This window comes from Streptomyces sp. x-80, assembly GCF_046549095.1.
GTDB lineage: Bacteria > Actinomycetota > Actinomycetes > Streptomycetales > Streptomycetaceae > Streptomyces > Streptomyces celluloflavus.
This window is the reverse complement of sequence record NZ_JAJPWM010000007.1, coordinates 58342-81988: the sequence shown is the minus strand read 5'-3', so window position 1 is coordinate 81988 and position 23647 is coordinate 58342. Positions and strand designations below refer to the sequence as shown.

At 69.7% G+C, this 23647-nt stretch carries 28 protein-coding genes; 24 read left to right on the top strand and 4 right to left on the bottom strand.

Annotated elements, in window-relative coordinates; translation table 11 throughout:
- Window positions 1-16 precede the first annotated feature (16 nt).
- The 20 genes from ACLJWH_RS15600 (at window position 17) to ACLJWH_RS15505 (ending at window position 12512) form a co-directional block, all read left to right on the top strand.
- Window positions 17-997 (top strand): hypothetical protein, encoded by a 981-nt coding sequence (locus ACLJWH_RS15600; protein ID WP_411142302.1) that lies wholly within the window; start codon window positions 17-19, stop codon window positions 995-997.
- Window positions 998-1096: 99 nt separating this feature from the next.
- Window positions 1097-1525: a hypothetical protein gene (locus ACLJWH_RS15595; protein WP_411142301.1), complete on the top strand. Its 429-nt coding sequence runs from the start codon at window positions 1097-1099 to the stop codon at window positions 1523-1525.
- Between the two features lie 80 nt (window positions 1526-1605).
- Window positions 1606-2259 (top strand): hypothetical protein, encoded by a 654-nt coding sequence (locus ACLJWH_RS15590; protein WP_411142300.1) that lies wholly within the window; start codon window positions 1606-1608, stop codon window positions 2257-2259.
- Window positions 2259-2402, top strand: coding sequence for a hypothetical protein (locus ACLJWH_RS15585; protein ID WP_411142299.1), 144 nt, complete (start codon window positions 2259-2261; stop codon window positions 2400-2402). Before ACLJWH_RS15590 ends, ACLJWH_RS15585 begins: the two co-directional genes overlap by 1 nt.
- A complete protein-coding gene (locus tag ACLJWH_RS15580; protein WP_411142298.1) occupies window positions 2399-2554 on the top strand; it encodes a hypothetical protein in 156 nt (51 codons plus the stop codon). The genes ACLJWH_RS15585 and ACLJWH_RS15580 overlap by 4 nt, the downstream gene beginning before the upstream one ends.
- A gap of 58 nt (window positions 2555-2612) precedes the next feature.
- Entirely contained in the window at window positions 2613-3095 is a 483-nt protein-coding gene (locus ACLJWH_RS15575) for a hypothetical protein (protein WP_411142297.1), read from the top strand.
- Between the two features lie 68 nt (window positions 3096-3163).
- Window positions 3164-4660: a DNA cytosine methyltransferase gene (locus ACLJWH_RS15570; RefSeq protein WP_411142296.1), complete on the top strand. Its 1497-nt coding sequence runs from the start codon at window positions 3164-3166 to the stop codon at window positions 4658-4660.
- Entirely contained in the window at window positions 4657-5115 is a 459-nt protein-coding gene (locus tag ACLJWH_RS15565; RefSeq protein ID WP_411142295.1) for a hypothetical protein, read from the top strand. The genes ACLJWH_RS15570 and ACLJWH_RS15565 overlap by 4 nt, the downstream gene beginning before the upstream one ends.
- Window positions 5116-5136: 21 nt before the next feature.
- Window positions 5137-5508 (top strand): hypothetical protein, encoded by a 372-nt coding sequence (locus ACLJWH_RS15560; protein ID WP_411142294.1) that lies wholly within the window; start codon window positions 5137-5139, stop codon window positions 5506-5508.
- A 39-nt stretch (window positions 5509-5547) separates the two neighbouring features.
- Window positions 5548-5880 carry an HU family DNA-binding protein gene (locus ACLJWH_RS15555; protein ID WP_411142293.1) on the top strand — a complete coding sequence of 111 codons (333 nt, stop codon included), beginning with the start codon at window positions 5548-5550 and terminating at the stop codon, window positions 5878-5880.
- A 58-nt stretch (window positions 5881-5938) separates the two neighbouring features.
- On the top strand, window positions 5939-6739 hold the full coding sequence (locus tag ACLJWH_RS15550) for a hypothetical protein (protein WP_411142292.1): 801 nt from the start codon (window positions 5939-5941) through the stop codon (window positions 6737-6739).
- Window positions 6739-7173 (top strand): hypothetical protein, encoded by a 435-nt coding sequence (locus ACLJWH_RS15545; RefSeq protein WP_411142291.1) that lies wholly within the window; start codon window positions 6739-6741, stop codon window positions 7171-7173. Before ACLJWH_RS15550 ends, ACLJWH_RS15545 begins: the two co-directional genes overlap by 1 nt.
- On the top strand, window positions 7170-7514 hold the full coding sequence (locus ACLJWH_RS15540) for a hypothetical protein (RefSeq protein WP_411142290.1): 345 nt from the start codon (window positions 7170-7172) through the stop codon (window positions 7512-7514). Before ACLJWH_RS15545 ends, ACLJWH_RS15540 begins: the two co-directional genes overlap by 4 nt.
- Window positions 7511-7735 carry a hypothetical protein gene (locus ACLJWH_RS15535; protein ID WP_411142289.1) on the top strand — a complete coding sequence of 75 codons (225 nt, stop codon included), beginning with the start codon at window positions 7511-7513 and terminating at the stop codon, window positions 7733-7735. The genes ACLJWH_RS15540 and ACLJWH_RS15535 overlap by 4 nt, the downstream gene beginning before the upstream one ends.
- Window positions 7732-8421: a hypothetical protein gene (locus ACLJWH_RS15530; protein WP_411142288.1), complete on the top strand. Its 690-nt coding sequence runs from the start codon at window positions 7732-7734 to the stop codon at window positions 8419-8421. Before ACLJWH_RS15535 ends, ACLJWH_RS15530 begins: the two co-directional genes overlap by 4 nt.
- 255 nt (window positions 8422-8676) lie before the next feature.
- Window positions 8677-9741: a hypothetical protein gene (locus tag ACLJWH_RS15525; RefSeq protein ID WP_411142287.1), complete on the top strand. Its 1065-nt coding sequence runs from the start codon at window positions 8677-8679 to the stop codon at window positions 9739-9741.
- Between the two features lie 101 nt (window positions 9742-9842).
- On the top strand, window positions 9843-10190 hold the full coding sequence (locus ACLJWH_RS15520; RefSeq protein ID WP_411142286.1) for a hypothetical protein: 348 nt from the start codon (window positions 9843-9845) through the stop codon (window positions 10188-10190).
- 207 nt (window positions 10191-10397) lie between these two features.
- Entirely contained in the window at window positions 10398-11441 is a 1044-nt protein-coding gene (locus tag ACLJWH_RS15515; protein ID WP_411142285.1) for an N-6 DNA methylase, read from the top strand.
- An 87-nt stretch (window positions 11442-11528) separates the two neighbouring features.
- Window positions 11529-11717 carry a DUF4314 domain-containing protein gene (locus tag ACLJWH_RS15510; protein ID WP_411142284.1) on the top strand — a complete coding sequence of 63 codons (189 nt, stop codon included), beginning with the start codon at window positions 11529-11531 and terminating at the stop codon, window positions 11715-11717.
- A 69-nt stretch (window positions 11718-11786) separates the two neighbouring features.
- A complete protein-coding gene (locus tag ACLJWH_RS15505; protein WP_411142283.1) occupies window positions 11787-12512 on the top strand; it encodes a hypothetical protein in 726 nt (241 codons plus the stop codon).
- A gap of 547 nt (window positions 12513-13059) precedes the next feature.
- Here the strand turns inward: ACLJWH_RS15505 and ACLJWH_RS15500 are convergent.
- Window positions 13060-14055 carry a hypothetical protein gene (locus ACLJWH_RS15500; protein WP_411142282.1) on the bottom strand — a complete coding sequence of 332 codons (996 nt, stop codon included), beginning with the start codon at window positions 14053-14055 and terminating at the stop codon, window positions 13060-13062.
- 1814 nt (window positions 14056-15869) lie between these two features.
- Here ACLJWH_RS15500 and ACLJWH_RS15495 point away from each other — a divergent pair.
- Complete coding sequence (locus ACLJWH_RS15495; protein ID WP_411142281.1) at window positions 15870-16514, top strand: LysE family translocator; 645 nt, start codon at window positions 15870-15872, stop codon at window positions 16512-16514.
- Window positions 16515-17027: 513 nt separating this feature from the next.
- Here ACLJWH_RS15495 and ACLJWH_RS15490 read toward each other — a convergent pair.
- From ACLJWH_RS15490 to ACLJWH_RS15480, 3 genes are all read right to left on the bottom strand, one after another.
- Window positions 17028-17909 (bottom strand): alkaline phosphatase family protein, encoded by an 882-nt coding sequence (locus ACLJWH_RS15490; RefSeq protein ID WP_411142280.1) that lies wholly within the window; start codon window positions 17907-17909, stop codon window positions 17028-17030.
- Between the two features lie 315 nt (window positions 17910-18224).
- The gene (locus tag ACLJWH_RS15485; RefSeq protein WP_411142279.1) at window positions 18225-19187 is read right to left on the bottom strand and encodes an SDR family NAD(P)-dependent oxidoreductase; all 963 of its coding nucleotides are present in this window, start codon (window positions 19185-19187) and stop codon (window positions 18225-18227) included.
- Window positions 19188-19518: 331 nt separating this feature from the next.
- Window positions 19519-20985, bottom strand: coding sequence for a HEAT repeat domain-containing protein (locus ACLJWH_RS15480; RefSeq protein ID WP_411142278.1), 1467 nt, complete (start codon window positions 20983-20985; stop codon window positions 19519-19521).
- Between the two features lie 222 nt (window positions 20986-21207).
- On the opposite strand from ACLJWH_RS15480, the gene ACLJWH_RS15475 reads away from it, so the two are divergent.
- The 3 genes from ACLJWH_RS15475 (at window position 21208) to ACLJWH_RS15465 (ending at window position 23591) form a co-directional block, all read left to right on the top strand.
- The gene (locus ACLJWH_RS15475; RefSeq protein ID WP_411142277.1) at window positions 21208-21732 is read left to right on the top strand and encodes a DUF1648 domain-containing protein; all 525 of its coding nucleotides are present in this window, start codon (window positions 21208-21210) and stop codon (window positions 21730-21732) included.
- 223 nt (window positions 21733-21955) lie between these two features.
- Entirely contained in the window at window positions 21956-22270 is a 315-nt protein-coding gene (locus ACLJWH_RS15470; protein WP_411142276.1) for a hypothetical protein, read from the top strand.
- A 184-nt stretch (window positions 22271-22454) separates the two neighbouring features.
- Window positions 22455-23591: a hypothetical protein gene (locus ACLJWH_RS15465; protein ID WP_411142275.1), complete on the top strand. Its 1137-nt coding sequence runs from the start codon at window positions 22455-22457 to the stop codon at window positions 23589-23591.
- Window positions 23592-23647: the final 56 nt, after the last annotated feature.

Sequence of the window (23647 nt, the reverse complement as noted above, 5' to 3'; positions counted from 1 at the left end):
CCGCCCAAGGGGAACCGTGTCCATCCAACTGATGATCGCTGCGGCGTATTTGCCGCCTGACGTGCTCAGCCAGAGCCAGAAACTCGCCCTCATGAAGATCGCGGACAGTGCCGACGACGAGACGCGCCTTGCGCGGCCCGGCCTGACTCGCCTCGCTGCCTGGGTCGGTGTGACCGACAAGCGCGCCATCACCATCGTCACCGAGCTGATAGCCAAGGCGCTCGTCGAACGTGTGGAGACCGGCAAGGCAGGCCGTGCTGCGGTGTACCGGGTCTTCCCGCTCGGTGTACCGGCCACGCCGACCACGCCGGAACTCAAGGCGGCTGCGGAGGCCCGTAAGGCCGCCCCCAAGAACCCCCGCAAGGCCCGGTCCGGAGTGGCGCGTTCGGCTCCGGCCAAGCCCGTGATGACGTATCAGGACGTTGAAGCCCGTGAGGCTGAACGGCAGCAGAGGACTGAAAAGCCGCAGGCGAAGACAGGGTTCCACGCCGGGAACCCAGGGGGAGAGGCAGGGTTCCACGAGGGAAACCCGGGTGGGCCAGAAGGCAGGGTTCCGCCGGTGGAACCCGATGAGTTTCATGAGGGGAACCCACTGGGTTTCACCACTGGAACCCCTTCCTTTCCTGGTTCTTCCTCTGTCCTTCCTCTCCCCCCTACCCCCACGGCTGACGCCGTAGGGGGCCCCTCGCCCGCTCCGACAGACACCCCGACGCCGGGCCGGGAGGAGCCGAACAAGGGCTGTGCGAGGCACCGTGGGCGCCCCGCTGCCTCCTGCCGTGGCTGCGGCACCAACCCGCGTGCAGGACGCGAGAGGGAGCGGGAGGAAGCCAGGGCAGCGGAGCGCGAGGCGCACGGAGGCTTCTGGGATGAGTGGCACGAGGATGCGGCCAAGCGCCGCCAACAGGTCGAGGAGCGCCCGGAGTCCGTGGACGCCTCCCGCAGGGCTGCGCGTGAGGCGGTGCTCCAGTCCAAGGCCCGCAGGCAGCAAAAAACTTAGGCCCCTGAACGAATATTCCGTCAGGAATCTGGACATGCCCGGCATTGCATATAGAATAGAAGTAGAAGGGGGAAGGTCCCCTCGGACTGAAAGGACGACATGAGCTACCTGCCCACCCTGCGCCGCGAACACAAGGGCGCGCTCGTACTCGACAGCAGCGCCGCGGCTCACGAGCAGATCCGCGCCCTTGCCGACCTCTATCGCGAAGACCCTGAGGGTGTCGGCGACATGCTCATCCGGGTCGCCGACCTCAAGGACCGGGCCGAGCGTGAGCGTGCCCTCGATGGCCTCGGTCATGCCGAGCATGTGCGCGACGAGATCGTCGGCGAACTCCTCAGCGAGATCGGCGGCGGGGAGATCCACCTCGACCCCCGCGACAATCACCACGCCCTCATGCAGGCGCGTAGCCTCGCCCACCAGGCGCGGTGCATCGCCAATGCGGCCCAGCGCCGCGCCGACGAGCTGGCGGTTCTGACTGCCGTCGCCCGAGGGGTGCGAGGGGAGGGGTGGAGGCCCTCCGCCTGCTAGTCAAAGGCGTTTCAATCCATTTCGAAATAGATCCCAACTCTGTACTGTTGGGCGCCTCAAGACCTCTTGGAGAGAAGACCGTGAGCAACGACCCCGCGCAGATGGCCCCGATGCCCGTGCACGGCAACGCCGAAGACCCTCTGTGGCGCAAGCTGTGGAACGCCTACGAGCCGGTCATCACCGCGCTGCGGCGCATCCCGCTCGTCGCCGACGTCGAGATCTCCGGCGGCCTGTTCGGCATCACCGTCCAGCTCACCGACGGTTCGTACCTGTGGATCTCCTCGGTCGAGGAACTGCCCCTCGACCCGACGGAGGTCGAGGGCTGGCACGTCAGGCGCGCCCACGAGGACAATCCGACCGTCGACGAGATGGTCTACAACTCCACCGAGGACGGCGAGCACTCGCAGCACGGCAACAACGTCGTCCCCCTCGTCCAGGCGATCGCTGCCTTCGTCGCCAAGCGGCGCCTCGCGCCCGTGCTGATCGACCTCATGTCCGTCCAGCTCGACGGCGTGACGAAGGACCACAGGCGCATCAGCAAGCTCGTCCAGGGACCCTTCGATGACCGCCACACGGCGGTCAAGGAGTACGGCTACGCCACCCATGAGCTGATGGAGCGCGGCTGGCGGTGCATCTACGAACAGGGCGGCACGGACTGGCCGCTGACCGTCTGGGAGCTGAACGGCGAGATCGTCACCGTCTACCTCGCCCACGTCGGTCAGGTCAGCGTCTGATGCCCAGTGCAGAAGCAGGCCAGCCGGGCGTGGCCGAGAAGTCCACGGAGTGCCCGTGCGACTGCGTGATCAGCCACGTGCTGATCGCCTGCATGCAGCTCATGCAGCCCTGCCCGGCGCGCGACGAGCTGGGGACGAGATGACTGTCACGCTCGCGTTGCTCGCGCTCGCCCTCGGTGCTGCCGCCGGTCTAGCCGTAGTCGTCGTCGACGAACTGCGCTGGGAGGCCCGTGACCGCCTCCCGCGATGCACCACCTGCGGCGAACAGCACCACCGTCACGCAGCCCACCGCTGAACGCTGTCCGGCCCGCTTGCCCCGGGCCGGACAGCCGCAGACCTCTTGGAGAACACCTGTGGGATACGACATGTACATCCAGACGCCCGACGGCAAGCCCGCCGAGGGCGACGAGAACTGCTTCCGCTTCGCGTGGACAGCACTGCCGCGAACCCTCGACACGATGGCCGACTTCGGAATGCTCACCGAGCTGCCCGTTCCCTCCGCCCCGACCCTGTCCGCCTACGGACTGGCGATCCAGGACTTCCACCCCGGCACGCGGCCCGACCAGGCAACGGCCAACCGCATCGCCGAGTACCGCGCCGCGTACCAGGCCGTCATGGATGCTGCGGAGTCCGAGCCCGCCGGCATCCCGGCCTACAAGCTTGTGAACAACGACGGCTTCCTCGTCACCGTGGCCGAGATCAGCGCCGCCCTGACCACCTACGAGTCCCACCCGCACGTGGACATCGCCGAGATGCCCGTGGGCAACCCGACGTGGCGGCACTGGACGGCATTCCTGCGCCGCGCCAAGACACACGGCGGATTCCGCACCCACTGATCCCAGCCATCGCCCGGCCCCGTCACGCGGGGCCGGGCTCCACAGACCTCTTGGAGAACGACCACACCATGGCAACATTCATCGACCTGCTGTGCGGCGCAGGAGGCAGCAGTACCGGGCTTGTCGAAGCCGGGCACGATCTGGTCCTCGGCATCAACCACTGGCAGCTCGCCATCGACACGCACGCCGCCAACCACCGCAACGCGGACCACGCCTGCATCGACATCTCCGGCTTCCCCATGCGCTACCTGCCCAACGCCGATGTCCTGTGGGCGTCGGTCATCTGCACCGAGATCAGTCCCGCAGGCGGGCGGCGGCGCGAAACCCACCAGATGGACCTGCTCGACCTTCTAGAGGAGGGCGAGGACTGGGAGGCCCTGACCAAGGACGCCTTCGAGCGGACCCGGGTCACCGGCTGGTGCGTCGTCCGCGCAGCCGAGGCCAAGCGGTTCAAGGCCATCGTCGTGGAGAACGTGGTCGAGTTCGGTCTCCACTGGATTCTGTTCCCGAAGTGGCTCGAAGCGATGGAACTGCTCGGCTACCAGTACCAGATCGTGTGCGTCAGCAGCGCCCACATCGGCGACGACGTCAACCTGCGCGCCCCGCAGTGGCGCGACCGGATGTACGTGGTCTTCACCCTCAAGACCATGCGGAAGCCGGACCTGGAGCCGAGGCCCCTCGCGCCGTGCGTGGACTGCGGCGAGGACGTGCACGCCGTCCAGTCGTGGAACGTGGCGGGCGTACGGATCGGGAAGTACCGGCGCGACTACATCTACCGCTGCCCCAACAGCCGTTGCCGCCACGCCATGGTCGAGCCGTACGTCCGCCCGGCCAGCGACATCATCAATTGGGACGACCTCGGCACACGCATCGGCGACCGCAAGAAGCCCCTCGTGGACACCACGATGGACCGCATCCGCGCGGGCCTCCTCAAGTTCCCCTACCAGCCCAGCTCGATCACCCTCACGCACGGCAAGGAGGGCGGCGACCGGGCGTACGCTGTTGAGGACCGGCCCCTGCCGACCCGCACGGCCAAGCAGGGTGACGCACTGCTGGTGCCGACCGGCGGCTCGTGGAACACCGACGCCGTTCCCGTCGACGTGCCCCTGCGCACCCGCACCACCCGCGAGAGCGAAGCACTCCTGACGGTGGACCCGTTCATCGTCGAGTTCCGCAACCACGCCACCGCCAGCCCCGCGGCCAATCCGCTGAGCGGAGTCACCGCACAGGGCAATCACCATGGCCTGGTCACCCACGCCGGCCGAGTGCCGGAGCGGGCGAGGAACACCCTCGTCGTGCCGTACCGCAAGGCCGCGGTGAAGACGGCCGCCGAACCCGTCCACACCCTCTCCACCCGCGACTCGGCCGCCTTGGTCCGCTCCGCGCCGGACATCAACGACTGCCACTTCCGGATGCTCAAGCCCCGCGAACAGCTCGAAGGCCAGCGGTTCCCGGCGAAGTACGTCGTCTACGGCAACCAGGCCGAACAGACCATGCAGGCAGGCAACGCGGTCTCCGTCAATGTCGCGCGGTGGATAGGCCAGCGATTGGAGCCCGTCCTGTGACCGGAACTCGCAGTGCCCTCCCCGGCACACACGTCACCCACCACGCCCCCTGCTGGGGCGATTCCGACTTCGCTGTGGCCGACAACCGGTGGAAGACCGGTAAGGACCTGGTCGCCATCTGCGAACCCGTCCTCTACGTCTGCGGCGGCTGCCCCTACCGAGCCGCCTGCATCCGGCAGGTCCTGCCCGCCAAGAACGAGTTTGACGGCGTCTGCGGCGGCCGGATCTGGCTCAACGGCGTGATCGTTCACGCCCTGCCGGACGCCGACCCCTCGGAGCTGCCGCCGGCGGTCATCCGCAAGTCGTGCGGCACCGCCGCCGGGTCCCGCGCCCACCGCCGCGCTGTCGAGCAACAGTGCCCCGACTGCCAGCCCTTTTACCAGCCCGGCCCCAATCCACTCGACGCCGAGGACGAGCCGGACGCGCAGCAACTCGAACTCCCCGACGTCGCCTGATCCACCGAAGGAGTAGGACAGATGAACAACCGATCGATGCGCGAACTCCTCGGCCCCATCGCGGCCGTGGCGCTCATCGCACAGCTCAACCCAGACCTGCCCGCGCCGGGCATCGAGTTCGCCGCCATCTTCTACGACGGCGTGGACTACGGCATGGGCGTCCGGCTGCACATGCACCGGCCCCGGGAGGGCGTCTACGAGCGGTGGGTGCACCTGATCGGCAGCAACGACCCGGACTCCCACACCAACCCGGCCACGACTGCCCAGGGCAACCCGTGCTGCCGCACCTACGGCAGCTACGCGGACATCCCCGTCGAGGCCGTCGCCTACGTACCGCACGCACCCCGAGCCGCCAACCACTGGGTGTTGGCTCTCGGCGAGCCCGCCGCCTGATCTCGGCCGCTTCCCACCCCAACCCACAGAAGGACAGTCATGAACAAGAAGCTCCTCATCGAGGACGTCGCCGCCAAGATCGGCTCCCGGACCGTCGCCGCAGAGGCGGTGGAAGCGGTCTTCGACTCGATCGTCCGCGCGGTGACCGAGGGGAAGCGGGTCAGCGTGACCGGCTTCGGCTCGATCGCACCCGTGGAGCGTCCGGCGCGACTCGCGCACAACCCGCTGACGGGAGAGCGGGTGAAGGTGGAGGCCACCCGGGCGGTCCGATTCCGCCCCGGAGCGTCCTTCAAGGCCCTGGTCGACGGCACCAAGTCGCTCCCGGAAGAGGGCAGCGCCATCAAGAAGGCCCCGAAGACGCCTCGCACCTGACCTGCACGCCGTTGTCGCCCCGGGAGGGACCCGGGGCGGCCCAAACCCGGAGCGCAAAGTGATCGCTCACGTCGTGCAGTTCAGCGGCGGCATCGGCAGCTTCGCAGCCGCCGTGCGCGTCGCCGAGAAGCACGGAACCGACGACCTCACCCTCCTCATCGCCGACACGGGCATTGAGGATGACGACCTGTGGAGATTCGCTGACGACACCAGCCGTCTGCTGGGGGTGCCGCTGACCAAGGTGGCGGACGGGCGCACGCCCTGGCAGGTATTCCGAGACAAGAAGTTCCTCGGGAACGGCCGACTCGCGCCAGGCACACGGGCGTTGAAGCAGATTCCGTGCAGCGCGTGGATGGAAGAGCACGGGGCTCCCGCCCACACGCTCGTGTACGTCGGCATCGAACCCACGGTGCGTGACAGGGCCCGCATACCCGCCATCGCCCGCGCCTGGAAGTCCTGGCGCACCCGCTTCCCCCTGTGCTCGAAGTGGGAACCTCCGCGCACCAAGAACGAACTGTTCCAGGAGGCGCGCGCACTGGGCGTCGCCCGGCCCCGCCTGTACGAGCTGGGCTTCTCCCACAACAACTGCGGGGGGACATGCGTCCGGACGGGGATGCGTCAGTGGAGGCACCTTCTCGACGTCATGCCCGACCGGTACGCCTACGCCGAGGTGCAGGAAGAGGACCTGCGCCGGCTGCTGGGGCCCGTCACGATCCTTCGGCAACGACGCAAGGGCGTTGCCCGCCCACTGCCCCTGGCCGAGCTCCGACGAGCGCACCAGGCGGCGCCCATGCTGCCCGACGAACGAGAAGCGACCACCGTCGACCGCGACGAGCTGATGAACGAAGAGGTGTGCTGATGTGCGAGGAGATAGCCGAGCGAGTCTGGGAAGCGGTCGGACGCTGGGTGGAGGGGCGGCGCGAGGAGTCCGTGCAGATCCTCGCCACGCTGTCGGAGACGCAGACGCCGTCGATGATGTATGGGGTGGCCTTGGGCATCGCCACCGTCGCCAAGGCCGCGCTGACGAAGATGCACGGAAGTCATGGCCACGCCTGCTTCTGGGGGATCAGGACTGCTGACGGGTCGCGGCCGGAGGACACCGTCCCCCCGCATCACCTGTTCGCCGCGCGCTTCATCGCCGCCTACCTCAACGACGACACGGACACCACGCTGGCTCTCTACGACGCCGCCTACAGGTCCGATGACCCGGACCTCTGGCCCGCGTGCATGCACACGCTTCTCGCCGCGACCGGGGAAGCCGTGATCGCGGCCACGCCGGGGGCTGACCGGTGAACGGCGCCACCACATACTCGGCGGACGGGCTGCGCGATGACGTCGCCGACCCGGCGACCTGGAGCGTCCGGGTGTGCGCACACCGCTGCTCGACGTGCATCTTCCGGCCGGGCAACCTCATGAACCTGGAGCAGGGCCGGGTCGCGGGCCTGGTCAAGAAGGCCGTGGCGAACGAAGGGCACATCGTCTGCCACAAGACGCTCGGCACGGACACGCCCGCCATCTGCGAGGGGTTCGCCAACCACCCCAAGGGGCGGGTGACCTCCCTGGCGCTTCGACTCGCCCGAGCCGGCGTGCTGAGGATCGTCCCCGTGGAGCCGGACCAGGAGAGCGGGTCGTGACCGGACTGCTCTGCGCGCTCGTCCTCCTCGGCTGGCTGGCCGGGGCGGTCATCCTGACTGCCGCACTCACCGTGCTGCTCGCCGACGAACCGCTGCTGCGCCTGGCCGCGCAACTGATGCCCGTCGCCGTGGCGCTGTACCTCGCTGTCGTCATCGTCTTCTGGCCTGCGGCCGTCGCCGTCAGGGCCGTCGACGCACTGGTGAACCGGGACCGCTCATGACCCACATACGAACCGGCCGCATCTTCGCGGCCTGCCACCCGCAGGACACCGCTCGCATCCGTATCGTGGAGTACGAAGAGGGGGACACTCGCGCCCTGGTCGCCGACGTGGCCACCGGGCTTCGCCAACGCCTCATCCTCGTGTCGAGCTTGCACCCCACGGCGGTCACCGGGACGGGAAGCAGACGCAAGAGCGGATACGCGCCCGAGGACGTGCCCGCGGTGACCAAGCCGCCGGCGCTGGTCCAACGCGGAGAAGCCGCTGCCGAGACGACGGAATGGTTCGACGGGATGCCGGGGCGCCGCTTCCGCGTGGCGCTGCCCCCGCGGCTGCTGCTCCTCAACTCCAACCAGCGGCTCCACCACCACAGTCGCGCCGACATCACCAGAGTCCTGCGGCGAGCCGCCTGGGCGGCTTCGCGGGCAGTGCCGCATCTGGAGAGGGCTCACATCGTCGGCGTGCTGCACCCCGAGGACCGGCAGCGGCGCGACCCGGCCAACTGGTATCCCAGCTTCAAGGCGTGCGTGGACGGACTCGTGGACCAAGGAGTCCTGGACGACGACGACCACACGCGAGTCGTCGGTCCGGATATGAGGCTCGGGCACGTGGTCAGAGGGTCGCGCCTTGTCCTCCACATACGGGAACTCGCAACGGATGACACACCTCCCGCTGAGCTGCGGAAATAACTCAGGCGCTTAACCAGGAATTTCGCCTAAAATCCCGCAAACCCTCCTAATGCATATAGAATAGAAGCATCAAGAGGGGGAAGCCCCACCCGAACTCCGCCCGGCGGCCGATGACATTGCAACTCGGCCACCGGGCGGACCTACGCCAAGGAGCCCATACGTGTCACGCCCCCCGCTCGGCTGGCCAGCCCCCGCGCCCTTCCCTCCGCCTTCCAACCCCCGGGGTCTGACCCCGCGCACGATTGGACCGCTTCAGTGATCGCCACAACCCCTGCACTGCTCATCCATCCCGACGGCCAGATCGAGGAGATCATCCTCGACTCCCGCCGAGCCGACCAACTGCGCGGCATCAGCTTGCATGTTGACGGCGCGCGACCCTACTCGCTTGGCCGCAAGGCGGTCGTCCACGCCGGCCAGAATCGGGAGACGGTCAACGACATCGCCCAGCAGGTATGGGTGAGCGTCACCGGCGGAAGCTGCCCGCCCATCCTGCGCGGTCCAGTCGTCATTACCGGACCGGCCGACCGCGCCGGCGACTTCACCTCGCTGCCCATACCGAGCGCCGAAGCCGTCCGTCGCGCCTCGCGCCCGCGCGCGGGCGCCTTCACCGTTCCGTTCGGTGTAAGCGTGGCGCAGCGCCGCGGTGGACGCGCCTATCAGTGCGACGCCTACGCAATCTCGCGGGACAAGGTCAGAGGCCATTGGGCCTTCGTCGTGCTCGATGGCGTCGGTGACAGCCTCGAATCCCACCGCTTCGCCCGCAGAGTCGCACCGCGCATCGCCCGCATGGCAACCACGTATGGCGACCCCGCCCGTGCCCTCGCGGCAGTGCGCGTCCAAGCGAGGATCGAGAACCACTGGGGTACCGACCCGATTGCGCCGAGCGCGACTGCTGTCGTTGCGGTGGACGACTATCGATCGCCCCTCATCCGCTTTGCCTGGTGCGGTGACGCGCGGGCCTACCGGCTGACTCCGACCGGTGTGACGGTCCCCCTCACCCGGGACCGCAACCTCGCAGAGGAGGGGCGCGACCGCGTCCCCGGTCGGCGCGACTGGAACTTCATCGCCTCCTGCCTGATGCAGGGCCCGATCGCCGCAGGATACGTCGAGCGTAAGTACGCCCGCCGACTGCTGCTGTGCACCGACGGCGCCTACGCGCCCTTGGGGGAGCGGGGGTGCGGGGTCGGCGACAGCCTCGGCCTCGCCGCAGACGCGAAGAGCGCGGCCATTAGGTGCGTCGAGGGCGCGATGAAGGCTGCCGGATTGGATGACGCCCCCGACAACGCCACGGCTCTGGTCGTGGACTTCCCCCAGAGCTAACCCCCCCCGTATTTGCTCTCGCGAGGGCCGCACCACACCCCGAATGCACATAGAAAAGAAGCATTCGGGAGTGGTTCGCCCACCTTCAACCGGAGGCAGCCATGCCCGCCCGCCCACAGATACCGGTCATCGACACACCGGAACACCACTTCGGCGCCATGTTCCTGATCATCCTCACTCGTTCGCCCGACGACGTCACCCTCCGGGCCGCCGTGCGCCTCGCTGACAACGCCGCGATCGCGTCCTGGGCGCTGCGCCCGGACGACCTCGTGACGCTCACCGTCGAGCAGTACCGGCAGCTCCTCGACTACGCCGCCGCCCCCCAGGTCCTCGACCTGGCCCTGTACCTGGAGGGCGACAGAGAGCACATCCGCACCCTCATGGAACACATCGCCCGCGAGATCGCGGAAGTCATCGCCCACTACCCCCAGCCGAATGCCCAGGGTTGACACGCCCGCCAGCGCCACGACACCCCGAAGGAGAGCCGTGATCAGTCCAACCCAACAGCGGTGGTGGGTCACTTACCGCGAACCGGATCCCCCCGAGCTCCGGCGAAACCAGCGCGCAGTCCGCTGATGCCGTTCCGTGGCGGCTCGCACCCTCTCGGGCCGCCGCGGGGCATCGCGTCCAACACCCACCGATCCAGGAGAAGCAGCATGAGCCAGCTCGACCTGTTCGCCGACGCCCCCGACGAACCGCCCGCCCCCGCGGCGACACCCCGCAGGTACCTCACCGATCTTCCGCCAGCGCCGGATCCCGTCACTATCTCCGCCCAGCCCCGCCCCAGGCTGGCCACGGTCAAACCCAAGCTGGCCCACTATCGTCCCTCGCAGAGGAACCCGCACGAGACCGCGTTCGAGATCGCCGAGGCCGTCAGCTACGCCTGGCACCACGCCCAAGGCGGGGCCGACATCGAAATCCCGATCGGAGTGGTGGCCACCCTCGCTCTGTGGCCCCTGCGCGGCCCAGACGCCTACCTCGCTGCCGACTGGTGGCTCAGCCTCGACGATAGCCAGCTCCTCACCGCGTTCCGCGAATGCTGGGCGCGCTGGTGGATCGTGCGCCCAGATCTGATCGACCGGGCCACGCCACTCCATAAGTGGGTCGACGACGAGAAGCCTGGCCCGAAGCGCGCCCTCGCCGTCAGGGCTGTGGTCGAAGCGGCTCTCACCAGAGGGCTGCTGCACCTGACCGGCAGCAGCGATCCGTACTCTCGCTCCACCACGGACGTGATAGGTGCGCTGCTCACCGTCATGCGCTCGCAAGGCGCCCACGACGCGCTCTCGGAGTTCCACACGCCCCCGGAAGTCGCCGAACTGATGGCGCGGATGCTGCTCGAAGGCATGTCGCTCCAGCCCGGGATGAAGTTCGACGAGCCTGCCGGCGGCACCGGTGGGATGTATCGCGCGACCGTGCAGGTCATGCGGGCAATGAGCATCGACCCACACGACTTTGGATGGTCGCTGGCGGACATTGACGAACTCGCGGCAGCCGGGGCCGCCGTCAACGCGATCCTCTGGGACCTCGGGCCGCACGTCCTGATCGCCTGCGGCGACACCCTCCACGAGGGAAACCTGTCCGCGAAGGCCGCCCAGCAGGCTCGCGAGTCCCTGGAGCGGCGTGAAGAGCTGCACTCGCAGGCCGCCTTCCTCGCAGCGATCCGGAAGGTCGAGGCCCTGGTGCGTGACGCAGCGGCCTGACCAGGGCAGATGCCTCAAAGCCTCTTGCTGGTGATCTTGACCCTCCCCTGAATGCATATAGAATAGAAGTAAGGGAAAGGGGTTTCGATGACCTACAAGAGGGGCGACCGCATCGCGCTCGTCCACACCACCGACTCGCACACCGACTTCACCGAAGGGGACGAAGGCGCCGTCAAGCGGTACGACGCCAACCTCGCCCAGCTCTACGTCGCTTGGGACAACGGCTCCACCCTCTCGATGCTCCTGGGCGACGGCGACGAGGTGCGCCCCGCATAGCACCACCGGGCCCGCCCCCCGCGGGGGCGGGCCCGACGTCCCACCAGCAGACCTCTTGGAGACACGCCCATGCTCATTACCGACGCCGCAGTCCGAGAAGCGGCGGCCACCCTCGCCCAGAGCCTCGGAGGAGACTGGACCCTCGACCCCGAAGCGCCCGCCGACGGCGCAGCCCACCTGATCTACAGCGATGGGCGAGCCATCGGCTTCCGCCCCATCTTCGGCGGGGTGACCGTTCAGCTGTGGATCACCGGCAACGCTGCGCCCACACTCCCCACCGGTGCCACCCCCGCTGAACACGCCGCTCACGAGGCGCGCATCGCCGCGCGCCTTCCCGAAGGCCACCGCTACAACAAGGCAACCACCCTCGTCACCGATGAAGAGGAGGAACCGGCAGTCATCATCCTGCGCGCTCTCGAAGACCTCCTCCCGGCCTTCGAGCACAAACCCCTCTATGTCGGCCACCGGCCATGGGTAGACCTCTTCGACAACGCCCTCGCGGCCGTCACTGCCGAGCGCGACACCTTGCCGGCCACCGACACCGGCGAGGAAGACGGGCCCGAGCCGGAGTCGGCGGCCGGGCCGGATGGCGAGCGCGAGCCCGATCTCGTCGAGGTTGCGAACGAAGCGGACGCCGAGCCGGAACCAGATGCAGAGGCCGAGCCGCCACGTGAGTCCGAACCGGCCCAAGCAGACACGATCAGCGGCCAAGCCGATGAGCAGCCCGGACCCACCGCGAGTCGGCGTCCGCGCAAGCGCACGGCCAAGCGGCGCCCCAAGGCCAGCACCAACTGACCCGTACGACTCGGCAAGGGGCGCGGCCACGCCGCGCCCCTCCCGGAGTGCCATGACCAACGACGCCGGAGCCGTCACCCGCCAACGCCACTACCTCTTCCCGCGCGACGCAGACTGGTGGGCCCACGCAATGGCGACATAGCCCGAAACGTAGTCCGATGCTGGCGGGTCGCTGTGCCTCTACGCGGAACTGCCCTTCAACCGGCACTAGGGTCTGTCTGATGGGTCCTGTGACTGGCGTAGCAGCGGGTCGTTCCGTGCAGTGTGGGGGTGCGGTGCCGTCGTGGCCCGCAGCAGGTGTCTGCGGAGGTGGCGCGTGGGCGGCGCGCTGCAACAGATCTCACTCACGGCCTCACTGGACGCAGCCGCACGCGTCCTACGCCTTGTAACGGCATCCGCGCCGTAGGCCAACGTGTCTGCGGTGGCCTTGGGTGGGGTGTTCCTGGCTCTGTTGGCTCGATGCCGCTTTCCCGGTGAGCGGGAACTTGCGGCCTGGACGGTTGCGGGTGCCCCGGCCGGCCGGGGCACCCCAGTGGCCCGCTGGGTGTCAGTACTGGATGAGCACGGTTCCGTTCGCGCCCGCTTGGCCGGTGCTTCCCCCGCCGAGGGCGCTGTCTCCGCCGCGTCCGCCGGCCCCGTAGGTGTTGCCGGCGATGGTCTCGCCACTGCCGCCGGCGCCGCCGCCCGCAGGCCCGGAGGTGACGTGGCCGCCGGTGGCGCCGTAGCCGCCGATGTTGCCGCTCGGGAGAAACTGGACCTGTGTGCCGCTCGACACGGCAATGCACTCGACCACGAGCCCGGGGGTGCCGCCGAAACCGCCCACACCGGGAAGAAGCACCGGGATACCGTCACCGCCTCCGGCTCCGCCTTCTGCGGGAATGATGCTGCCGCTGCCGTTCCCACCATGGCCTTCGCCTCGTTGCTGACCCGCGTAGGCACCGCCTCCACCGCCCCCACCGCCGCCGACGAGCATCCAGACCGGGCCGGCGACGGGATCGCCGAGCGTAGTGGTCGCGCCGCCCCCGCCGCCCCCGCCGGCGCGGTAGGACCCGGTCGTTCCGGCATGGCCGTTGCCGTCGGTGCCGTTGCCGGTACCGCCCGCGCCGCCCTGCCCGTAGCCGTCGCTGGGCCCGCCGGTGGCGCCCTGTCCGCCGCTGGCGACGAAGAACGGCAGCGTCACCGGGGAGGTGTGAGCGGGCAGGGTGATACGGCAGCTGAACGCGGCCGCTCCGCCTCCGCCACCGCCGCCACCACCGGCCGTGCTGTAGGGAGAGCCGGTGTCGATCAGGTCGGAGCCTCCTCCGCCTCCTCCGCCGCCGCCCCAGAGCGTGGCGGTGACGACGGTGATCCCGGCGGGGATCTGCACACTGCCCGCGCCAGGCGTCTGGAACAACTCCGAAGTGGCCAGGGCGGATACCCGGGTCGCCTGGACAGGGGCGGCGGCGGCGGGGGTGAACGGCGCGGTAGCGAGGACGCTGCTTCCGGCCAGGGCCAGAGCACCGGTGACCGCCGACAGACGGCGGCGTGCTGATGACAGAGTCATGGACTTCCCCTTCGACATCACAGTGGACACGACGAACAGAGCAGTCAGCTCCCGTCCACAGGCACCGATACCTCCGGGTGACCGGCGGTTCGGACCCTCGACCTTGCGATGGCGGAACAGCGGCGTCAGGCCGCCAAGCTGACGAACATAGGCGAACACACACCCGAAACACGCTCCGGGACCGAGGGGGCGACGTTCTCTACCGACCCCCGTCACCGGCGTTCTCCCGCGGACGCCGCGCCCGGTCGCCAACGTAGCCGCCAGGCGACATGGCAGGCCAGGGCCCCAGCGACGGGAGCGCGGGGCATTGGGAGGGCGTGCGGTTGCATTCGGTGAGGGCGGGTGCGGTGGCACCGGCCGCCAGGTCCGGCTGCACGCTCAACTGGCCAACAAGAACACTCAGTAACACGCCCCCGAACTCTGCCGCGTCTCGCCACGAACCATCGGACAGGCCCTAGGCCGGAGAAGCATCCGGCGGAGGGTTCATCCTGTATACGGCACGCCCCAAGCCGCGTCGCTCCAGTGCGCGAAAGTTCCCCTGGAGCAGGGCGGTCGGACCGGATAGGCTGACGAAGCAACGTCTGGCCTGCGGAACTGGCCACAGAGGCTCCGCCCCGGAATCAGGGGCGGAGCCTCTGTGCGTTGGAACGGGAATCCGCTGCGGGCAGGTTCGAAGCAGGGCTCCAAGCTGGCGCGATTCCTCGACAGCCCGCTGTTCCCCGTCCAATCGGGACGGTGTCGGGACGGTGTCGGGACGCAAGGATAGGAAGAGACCGACAAAGATAACGAGGCCGCCACAAGACTCATCCTGGTTGACCAGGCAAAACGTCAAGGACGGACGTTGATCGGCATGGGCCGCCAAGATCCTAAAAGGACTCATAATCCGTCGGCCGTGGGTTCGAGTCCCACCCGCCCCACCACAGCCTGATCGTGAAGAAACGATCTGACCAGCGTCCTAGCTGGTCAGAGGTGAGCACGGAAGGGTCTTGGCGGCCCGGCCTGATCATGCAATCACGCATGTTGGGACAATGTCGGGACGCAGGTCATGCGGCGGGACGGAGTCCCTCGTCCGGCTCATCGCCCTCGGCGTTCACACCCGTCTCGGGCGCCTCATGCTGCTTCTCCGGCGGCATCGGCTCGTCTCGCCGGGGCCGACCTTCTCCGAGCGGGGTACGACCGCGCTGGTGGGCCTCGCCTCGGTGGTCAGGGGCTGCGGCAGGACGCTTGTGGGGGTGTCTGAGGTGCCAGACCGTCACCTGGACCGCAACCATCGAAGAGATCTTGGCCAAGGTCCGCGTCGTCCAGACCGACGTCAAGAAACTCGTTGCAAATAGCTCGAAGTGACACAAACAGGATCACGAGACACTGGTCGACCTCGCGCCGACGGGGATGATCCGACGGTGGCGATCTTGGCGCCGACGAACTTGAGGCTGCCCCTGCGCCCGCAGGGATGATCCGAGCGAGGACGTGCACGGGATCTCCGGCACGTCGTTGCCCCGCGCCCGCACCCGCGGGGATCGTCCGGAGGGGCGTGGAAACCCGCCTTGGCTTCGGCGTTGCCCCGCCCCTGTGGGGGTCATGGCTTCTCAGGTTCTGGGTGTTTCCGCAGGCCAAGTCGTGTTGTCAGTGGTGGCCTCTACGCGCTGGGCCCCCGCGCCCTCGTCCGTCCCACCGTTGGGGGCGCCGTCGTCGTTCCCAGAGGACTGGGCTGGTCCATCGGTGCCCGTTGGAATTGACGGGTGGACGAGCCTGGAGTGGGCGGTCTGCCGTCTGTTTGTATGACCTCCGGAAACAATCCAGGAGGTGGTGGGCACATGGTGTCCACGGAGAGCATTCTCGCGTTCGCGGCGATGTCGCTACTGGTGATCGCGGTTCCGGGGCCGAGCGTGCTGTTCGTGATCGGCAGAGCTCTTGCGCATGGCCGCCGCACGGCGCTCGCGACGGCCCTCGGCAACCAGGTCGGTACGTACCTCCTGGTGACCGCTGTGGCATGGGGCCTCGGTGCGGTGGTGGAGAGTTCGGTGGCGGTGTTCACGGGTGTGAAGCTGGCTGGAGCGGCGTATCTCGTCTACCTCGGTGTGCAGGCGTTCCGGCACCGTAAGGAGATGCGCGTGGCCGATATGGAGGCCCCGGCGGGTGACCGGCGTGGCGATCTGCGCACCGTCCTGGACGGTATTTTCGTGGGCGTCACCAACCCGAAGGGCTTCGTCTTCTTCGCGGCGGTGCTGCCGCAGTTCGTGAACCAGTCGGCGGGCCATGTCCCGCTCCAGATGATGGTGTTGGGGCTGGTCCCGGTCGGCATCGGCCTGATCACGGACAGCCTGTGGGGCCTTGGTGCCTCGGCGGCCCGCTCCTGGTTCGCCCGCTCGGACCGCCGCATGTCGATGGTCGGCGGGGCGGGCGGCTTCGCGATGATCGGCCTGGGCGTGACCGTGGCGGTGATGGGACCCGCCGACTAGCCTCCGGGCTTTCGCCAGGGCAGGGGCGGGGCGGGGACGGAGCTGCGCTGTGGCCTGTGGCCCTCGCCTGACCTTCAACCGGCGCAGCCCAGAAGTGATCCGTCAGTTCTGGGAGCCGCCCCCTCGTACTCCGCGGGGCCGTGGTCGTGTTGGGCGGAGAGAGACCGAAGGCCGCCACGGATGTCGTGGCGGCCTTCGGTTCGGCCTCAGTCTGGGATCAGGTGGCACTGGTGGGGGCCGCGGCCTTCTGCCGTCCCTCGTCCGGAGCTCGTTCGTCGGTGTCGGTGTCGGTGTCGGCGCCGGGGCCGGCAGGAGGTGCGGGGATTGGTGGGCGCCTATGGCCGGAGAGGTGTGGTGACGCGGAGCGTGTGAGGGTGAAGAGGGCGGCGGTGGGAAGCGTGCGCGCGGGCGTTGCGGGTGGCCAGTGTGCTCGTGTGCCTACGGCGTCCGACATCCGACATCCGGCGTTCGACATCCGGTGTCCGGTGTCCGGTGTCCGGGCGCCGCCGGGGCTCAGCCCGTTGCCCAGATGCCGGTGATGTCTGTTGCTGAGGCGGCGCTTCCGGCGTGGGGGAGGCCGTACATGTCCTCGATGGTGCGCAGGAGGCTGTAGTGGTCGTACGTGGCGGATGAGGTGCTGCCGGCGGTGACCGGCTGGCCGTAGAGGACGGTGGGGATCGTGTTCTCGGTGGTGCCCTCGTCCTCGTCGAAGGTGATGGCCAGGACGCTGTTGTGGGTTGCGGCCCAGGTCGCGTACGCGCCGAGGTTGTCCTTCAGCCAGGTGTCGCCGTCCTGGACCGTGCCGTCGTGCATATCGTTGTCCAGGTTCGGGATGACGAAAGACACCTGTGGCAGCTTCGCGTAATCCGTGGGGAATTGGTCGAATGTCTTCGCGGTGGAGACCGGGACATTGTCGAAACCGAACCACGGGTTGTGCTTCTGCGCGTACCTGCCCTTCTTGCAGACCGTGGAGCCCGTGCTCGGCAGGCTTTCGTTGTAGCTGGCCCAGCTCTTGCCCGCCGCGATCAGTTCCGAGCCGAGGTTCTCCGCCGAGCTGAAGCCCGGGGTGATGCACGAGTCGTCGGTGATGTCCTGGGTGTCGCCGGAGAACAGGGCGTAGTAGTTGGGCTGGCTCGGGTGCGTCTCGGCGCGCATGGCGGTGAGGTTCGCGCCGCCGTTCACCAGGGAGTTGATGTACGGGGCGTCCGAACTGCCGATGACCTGGTCGTAACCGTGGTTCTCCAGCATCACGACGATGACGTGGTCGGGAGCGGGGACGCTCGCGGCGTGCGCCGGTGCCGCGCCGCCGATGCCCGCCCATGCCGCGGCCAGGCCGAGCGCGGACACGAGGGCGGTGCGGGTGCGGTGGGGGTGACTGCGGAATCTGCTGTGCACTGCGGGCCTCCGTTGTCGTGGGGTGTTACGGAGCGGTGCGAGGCGGAGCGCGGTGGAGCGGTGTGGGGCGAAGTCAGGGTAGAGGGCCTCGCGTGGTGTGGTCAGTGCCCGGGACGTGAAGAGCTGGGGAAGGGGGGCGGACCGGCGGGTCACCACGTCCTGGTCACCGCCGTCGCGGCGGACGGCGAGCCGCTCGTACGGCGATCCGCTCGTACGGCCTGCCCCGGGGACGATCCGCTCGTACGGGACGATGCGCTGTCCGCCCTCAGGGGCAGGCCCGTTCCGGCCACTGAAACGATGCCCGCCGGATGCCGCCTATCCGAGGCCGAGACCGAGGCCGAGGTCCGGGTCCACGTCGGCCAGGTCGGCGCTGGCGTCCCACAGGCGTGCCGCGACAGCCGCGTCGGCCAGGTGGCCCCGGACGGGTTCGAGGCGGGGCCTGCCACGCAGGCCGAAGGCCCGTGGCCCCCACAATTGCCCGCCGGCCGCTCCCGGATCGAGGACGGCCCGTACCGCGGGCCAGGCACCGGCCTCCTTGCCCTGGAGGAGAAGGCCGGCGGGCAGGCCCCGCAGCCGCTCCGCGGAAGTCCGCGCATGCACCGGCGGACGTGCGGGGGTGAGGGAGTCCAGTGCGCCGCCGGGGTGGACCACCACGCTCCGTACCGTGCTGCCGGCGGCCCGCAGGCGGCGGTCCAGTGCGAAGCCGAAGTACATCTGCGCCAGCTTCGACCGTCCGTAGGTGCGCTTCGGCTGGTAGTCCGTGCGGGACTGGAGATCGTCCAGATCCAGTTGCTCGGACTTCGCCACGAAGCTGCCGACCGTCACGACACGGCCGGCCGGCGCGGCCGACAGGAGCGGCGCCAGCCACCTGGTCAGCGCGAAATGCCCGAGGTGATTGGTGCCGAACATCAGCTCGTGGCCATCCTTGGTCACGCGACGCGGGGGCTCGTCCAGTGCTACTCCGGCGTTGTGTACCACCGCGTCGAGACGAGACAGGCCCAGCGTGTCCACAGCGGCCTTCAGAGACGGCAGATCGGCGAGGTCGAGCCGGAGGTGACGTACCCGCGCGCCGGGGACGCGAGAGCGGATCGACGCCATGGCGGACTCGGCCTTGGTGAGGTCCCGGCAGCCCAGGACGACAGTTGCCCCGGTTCCGGCCAGCTGCTCCGCGACGAAGTAGCCGATCCCCGCGTTGCCGCCGGTGACCAGAAAGGTCTGGCCCGCGGCCCGCGGCAGCCGGTGCACGTCCCAGGATCCGGTGTGGGGTTCGATTGGCATGACAGTGACTCCTGGTTCTCGGACGACCGGACGATTACGGCAGGGGCGCCGCCGCGGTCACCACGGCGTCCGCCCCTCCCCAAAGATCGCGGCCACTACCGACACACCGCCGACAGAGCGCCTGCCCGTACCGACAGCACCCCGACACACCTCGCCAGCAGGACAGCAGGACAGCGGGGCAGCGGGACAGCGGGAGGCGTCGAGGCTCCGTTCCGGGTGCCCGGTCCTGGGGCAGGACCGGGTCCGTACCACCGCGCGGCCCGGACCGGACCGGTCCCTCAGTGCTTGTCCAGGGAGCCGCTGTCGCCGCACCGGTCCGGCGAGAGGCGCCTCAGCCGGCGATGCCCAACTCCCGCTTGTGCCGCCACAGGACATAGGCGCCGATCAGGTGCTCGCAGCGGTCCAGCAGCGCCGCCGCCTCCGCGTCACCGCGTGGTACGCCGTGGGGCGGCAGCCAGCGACGGACGGACTGCTCGGCCCAGGTGCGGAGTTTGCCGTCCGCGTCGTCCAGGAGGCCCACCGCGGTACGAAGTTGCAGGATGCCGCCCTGAGCGTCGAGCAGCCGGAATGCGGCGAGCCTGGTGTGCCGTGGCCGGTGCGGAGCGAGGAGCTGCCGCAGCCACGGCACGGACAGCCGGTCCGCCGAGGGGAGAAGCGCGGTGGCGGTCTCGCGCGCGACGGCCGGGGCGGGGTCTTCGAGGAGCGGCCGCAGACGATCCGTGTCCGTCACGTCCAGGGTGCGCAGTCCGGCCACCGCGCGGGCCCGGACCCCGGACGCCGGGTGCGTGATCAGCGGCCACAGCAACTCGGCGTCCGCGCGCGTGCCGCATTCGGCCAGCCCGATGGGCGCACCGGGTGGCAGCGCCGCATCGTCGGGATGCGCGCACCAGGACCGGTAGAGCGGGAGGGGGTCGGTTCCGTACTGCCGCAGGACGTAGCGGGCGCAGGCCCGTACGAGAGCGGAGCGGTCGGTGAGAAACGGCTGTGCCGCCGCCGGCCGCCCCGCCGGCCGCAGCGCGGTGACTCCGGCCGAGCGGGTGCGTGGGTTGCGCGCGGTGAGCAGGGCGTCGAGCACGTCCGCGTACTCGTCCGCCCCCATCCTCGCGAGCGCCGCCTCGGCGCACAGGTTCTGCACGGCCGTGTCGGGGTCGCCGGCGGCCGTACGGGCCAGTTCGGCGGGGGTGAGCACCTGCTCGTCCACGGCGATGCGGTGGGCGAAGCGGCGGACGGCGCGGTCCGCGTGCGCGAGCAGCGGCGCGAGTCGCCGGTGCGGTGCCTGGCGCAGGGTCTCCCGCAGCAGTTCGACGCCGAACGCACCGCGGTCCCGGTCGCCCACGCGCAGCAGCAGTGGCGCCAGGGTGGCGGTCTCTTCGGTGGTGAGGCGGGGCAGTATGTCCCGCAGCAGGTGCTGCGCCCGATCGCGTACCGGTGGCGCCCAGTCGGCACCGCGGAGGACGATCAGGGGAACGAGTGCCGGGTACTCCGCCGCGCGGCTCAGGGCCGCCTTGCGTACGGTGCCGTTCCGGTGGCACAGGGCGAACGCGAGTCCGGGCTCATCGAGCCGCTCGACGCGGTCACGGATCTCGGACAGCGCGGCGTTCCGGTCGCGGCGCGGACGCAGGCCGCCGAGCTGCCGCTGCGCCGGTATCAACTCGGGCCGGTACGAGGCCACGTGGCGGACGTCGATGTCCAGCCTGATCCAGGCGGCAGGATCGGCGGTGTCCAGTACGTCGGGCAGGGGCGTGCCCTGCCCGAGCCGCACGGCGGCCGTTTCTCCGGTCCTGTCTTCGCTGCTCATCGTCGCCCCGCTGTTCGATCTGTCCGTCTTGTCGGCTGTGCCGGTGATCGTACGGCCCGATGGACGGATCGGTCGCCCGGAATATCTGCCGGTGGTGCGGGTGCCGAGCGGCTCCGCCACCGTCCGGCCCTGCCCGCCGGGCCGGCGGCGGTCCCAGGCGGTGCGGACCCAATACGGCCCCCATCCGCCTCGCCCCGTGTGCCCTGCCGGACAATCGGCCTCATGGTGATGTCGTCTTCTGTACGGCTGTGGTTGGCACCCAGCGTCGTCCTGATCACTTCCCTGGCGATCTGGGGGGTGCTCCGGTATCCGCACCTGCCGGACCGGATACCGGAGCACATCGGTAGCGACGGCGTGGACGCCTGGACGGACCGGTCTGTCGGTAGCGCTTTCGCGCTGGTGTTCGTGTATGCCGGGGTGACGTTGCTGCTGGCCGGTGTCGCGGAGCTGACGCTGCGGGCGGCCCGGCGCGCGGAGCTGCCGGATGGCGGGGCGGTGCCCTCCGCCGGCGGAGAGTCGCCGCCGTGGCGGGTGAAGCGGCCCCTCACCCGTGCCTCCGCACTCCGCAACGCCCGCGCGCTGCTGGTCCTCAACGCATGCGTCGGCATCTCGTTTCTGGTCGGCTGCGGGGTGCTGTGGCGCTCCGCGCCCGTGCGGGAGGTGTCCGGCTGGCTGTTCGCCGCGATGCTGGCGCCGATCCTCGCCGGGACCGCGGTGACGGTGGCGGCCGCGGTCCGGGGCCGATAGCGCGCTGCGCGACGAGAGCGCGGACCTTCATGCGGTCCGCATGCGGTGCGGCGCCGGCGAGCGGTATCCGCCCGCCCGGTGCGCTTCCGGCTCCGTTCCGTGCGGCGGGCGGCTCTCTTGCTTGGCATATGCCAAAACGACGAGGTGGGGTCGGAGGGGTGTCGGCCGGGTGTGCGCGGCGCAGACTGAGGGCGTCAGGGCCGGTTCCGGCGAAGGGTGTCCCTTGCACCGCACCAGGCGCTATGTGCTGATCGCACCTCTGTTGGTCTTGTCCGCCCTGGCCGTCATGGCGGTGCAGGTGTTCCTTGCGGTGGATCTCGTCGTCCAGCTCTCGGTTTACGTGGTGGCCGTGGTCATCTGGGCCGGCTGTGGCTGGGCTGCCGTGCGGGGAGCGGGAGCGGCGGACGAGGGCGAGGCGCCGCGTACGGAGCGGGTGCCGGAGGAACCGGAAGAAGCTGAACGGCCGGCGCGGGCGGTGCGGTTCTCTGCCGACGGTGAGCCGCGGGCCCGGTCCTCCTGGCGCTCGTCGCGCTGGTGAGCGGCGTCCGGCCGGCAGCCCGTGGATTCGGGTCTTCCGACCGTCCGGATCCGGCCGTTGTCCCTTGTGGCAGGTGGGGCAGGCCGGGGCGTCTGCCACGATGGGCCGTCCGGTGACCGGCTGCGGAGCAGAGGGCGTCTCGCCATTCGGCCGCGATCTGACCGCGATGTGAAGGAGTGCCTCGATGACCGCAGCTCGGGTCAGTTCGGCCGTCATGACGCATCCCGTGCGCAAGGCCCAGGCCGAGGAGTTGTCGGCCCGGCTCGGTCTCGGGGGGCTGGCCATGGACCCGGATCCGGACGGCGCTCCCTCGGCCTTGCGGACGGCGCTGGTGGCCTGGTCCGCCGTATCCGACACGGCGACCCACCACCTGGTGGTGCAGGACGATGTGGCCGCGCCCCCCGAACTGCTCGACCTCGTGGCCGGTTCCGTGACGCGGTTCGCGGACGACGCGCTGATCTTCTACACGAACTGGCACGCGCGCAACGGCTCCGCCGCCCGGCTGGCCGCGCTGGCGGGTGCGGGCTGGGTGCGCGCGGTGCCGGAGGAGTTCGCGCCGACGCTGGCCATCTGCCTGCCCGTCGGGACGGCCGAGGAGTTCCGGGAGTTCGCCCGGGACAGTACGGAGCGGCACGACGACGAGCTGATGGCCGCCTTCCTGCGCAAGGCGGGGCGGGCGGGTCTGCTGGCCGTACCCAATGTCGTGGAGCACATCGGCACCAGCAGCATCAACGGGCATGCGTCACAAGGCGTCCGGCGGGCGGTCTGCCCGGTCGGCGCCACGGACGCCCGCCCGCTGCTCTGCCACGGATGGGTCCTGGAGGAACTGGACTGGCTCCCCTACATGCGGTACGGCGAGGGCTATCTGCGCCTGGCCGGTCAGGAGCGGGCCGCCGATCCGCGGCGCCACCTCAGGTGGCAGGAGGCCCTGCCCGCCACCGGGCTCACCGAGGGGCGGATCCGCGATATCGCGCGGCGCGAGCGCCCCGCGGAGAGCGCGGCGGAGGTCGGGCGCCTCTTCGGTGCGCCCTTCGCGGAGGAACTGTGGATCCACTGCCTGCTGTTGGGCAGGCAGGCCGAGGACGCCGCGCGCCGGCACGCGGCGCACAGCGCGGGCACCCGTGCCCGCACCGGCCACGTCGCCGAGCGGCTGCGCGCCGCGGCCGTCTCCACCGTCGGGCCGGCGGGGCTGCCCCCCGAACGGCGTCCCGACATGCTCCCGGCGCATACCGAACTGCTCACGGCGTACGCCTGGAGCGCGATCAGGTGCGGGAGTCTGCTGCTCGGGCCTGATGAGGGAGGGGACGCGGGAGGGGCGTGATCACGTACGGGCGTGAGTGTGTACAGGCGTGAGCGCGTATGGACGTGATCGCGTAT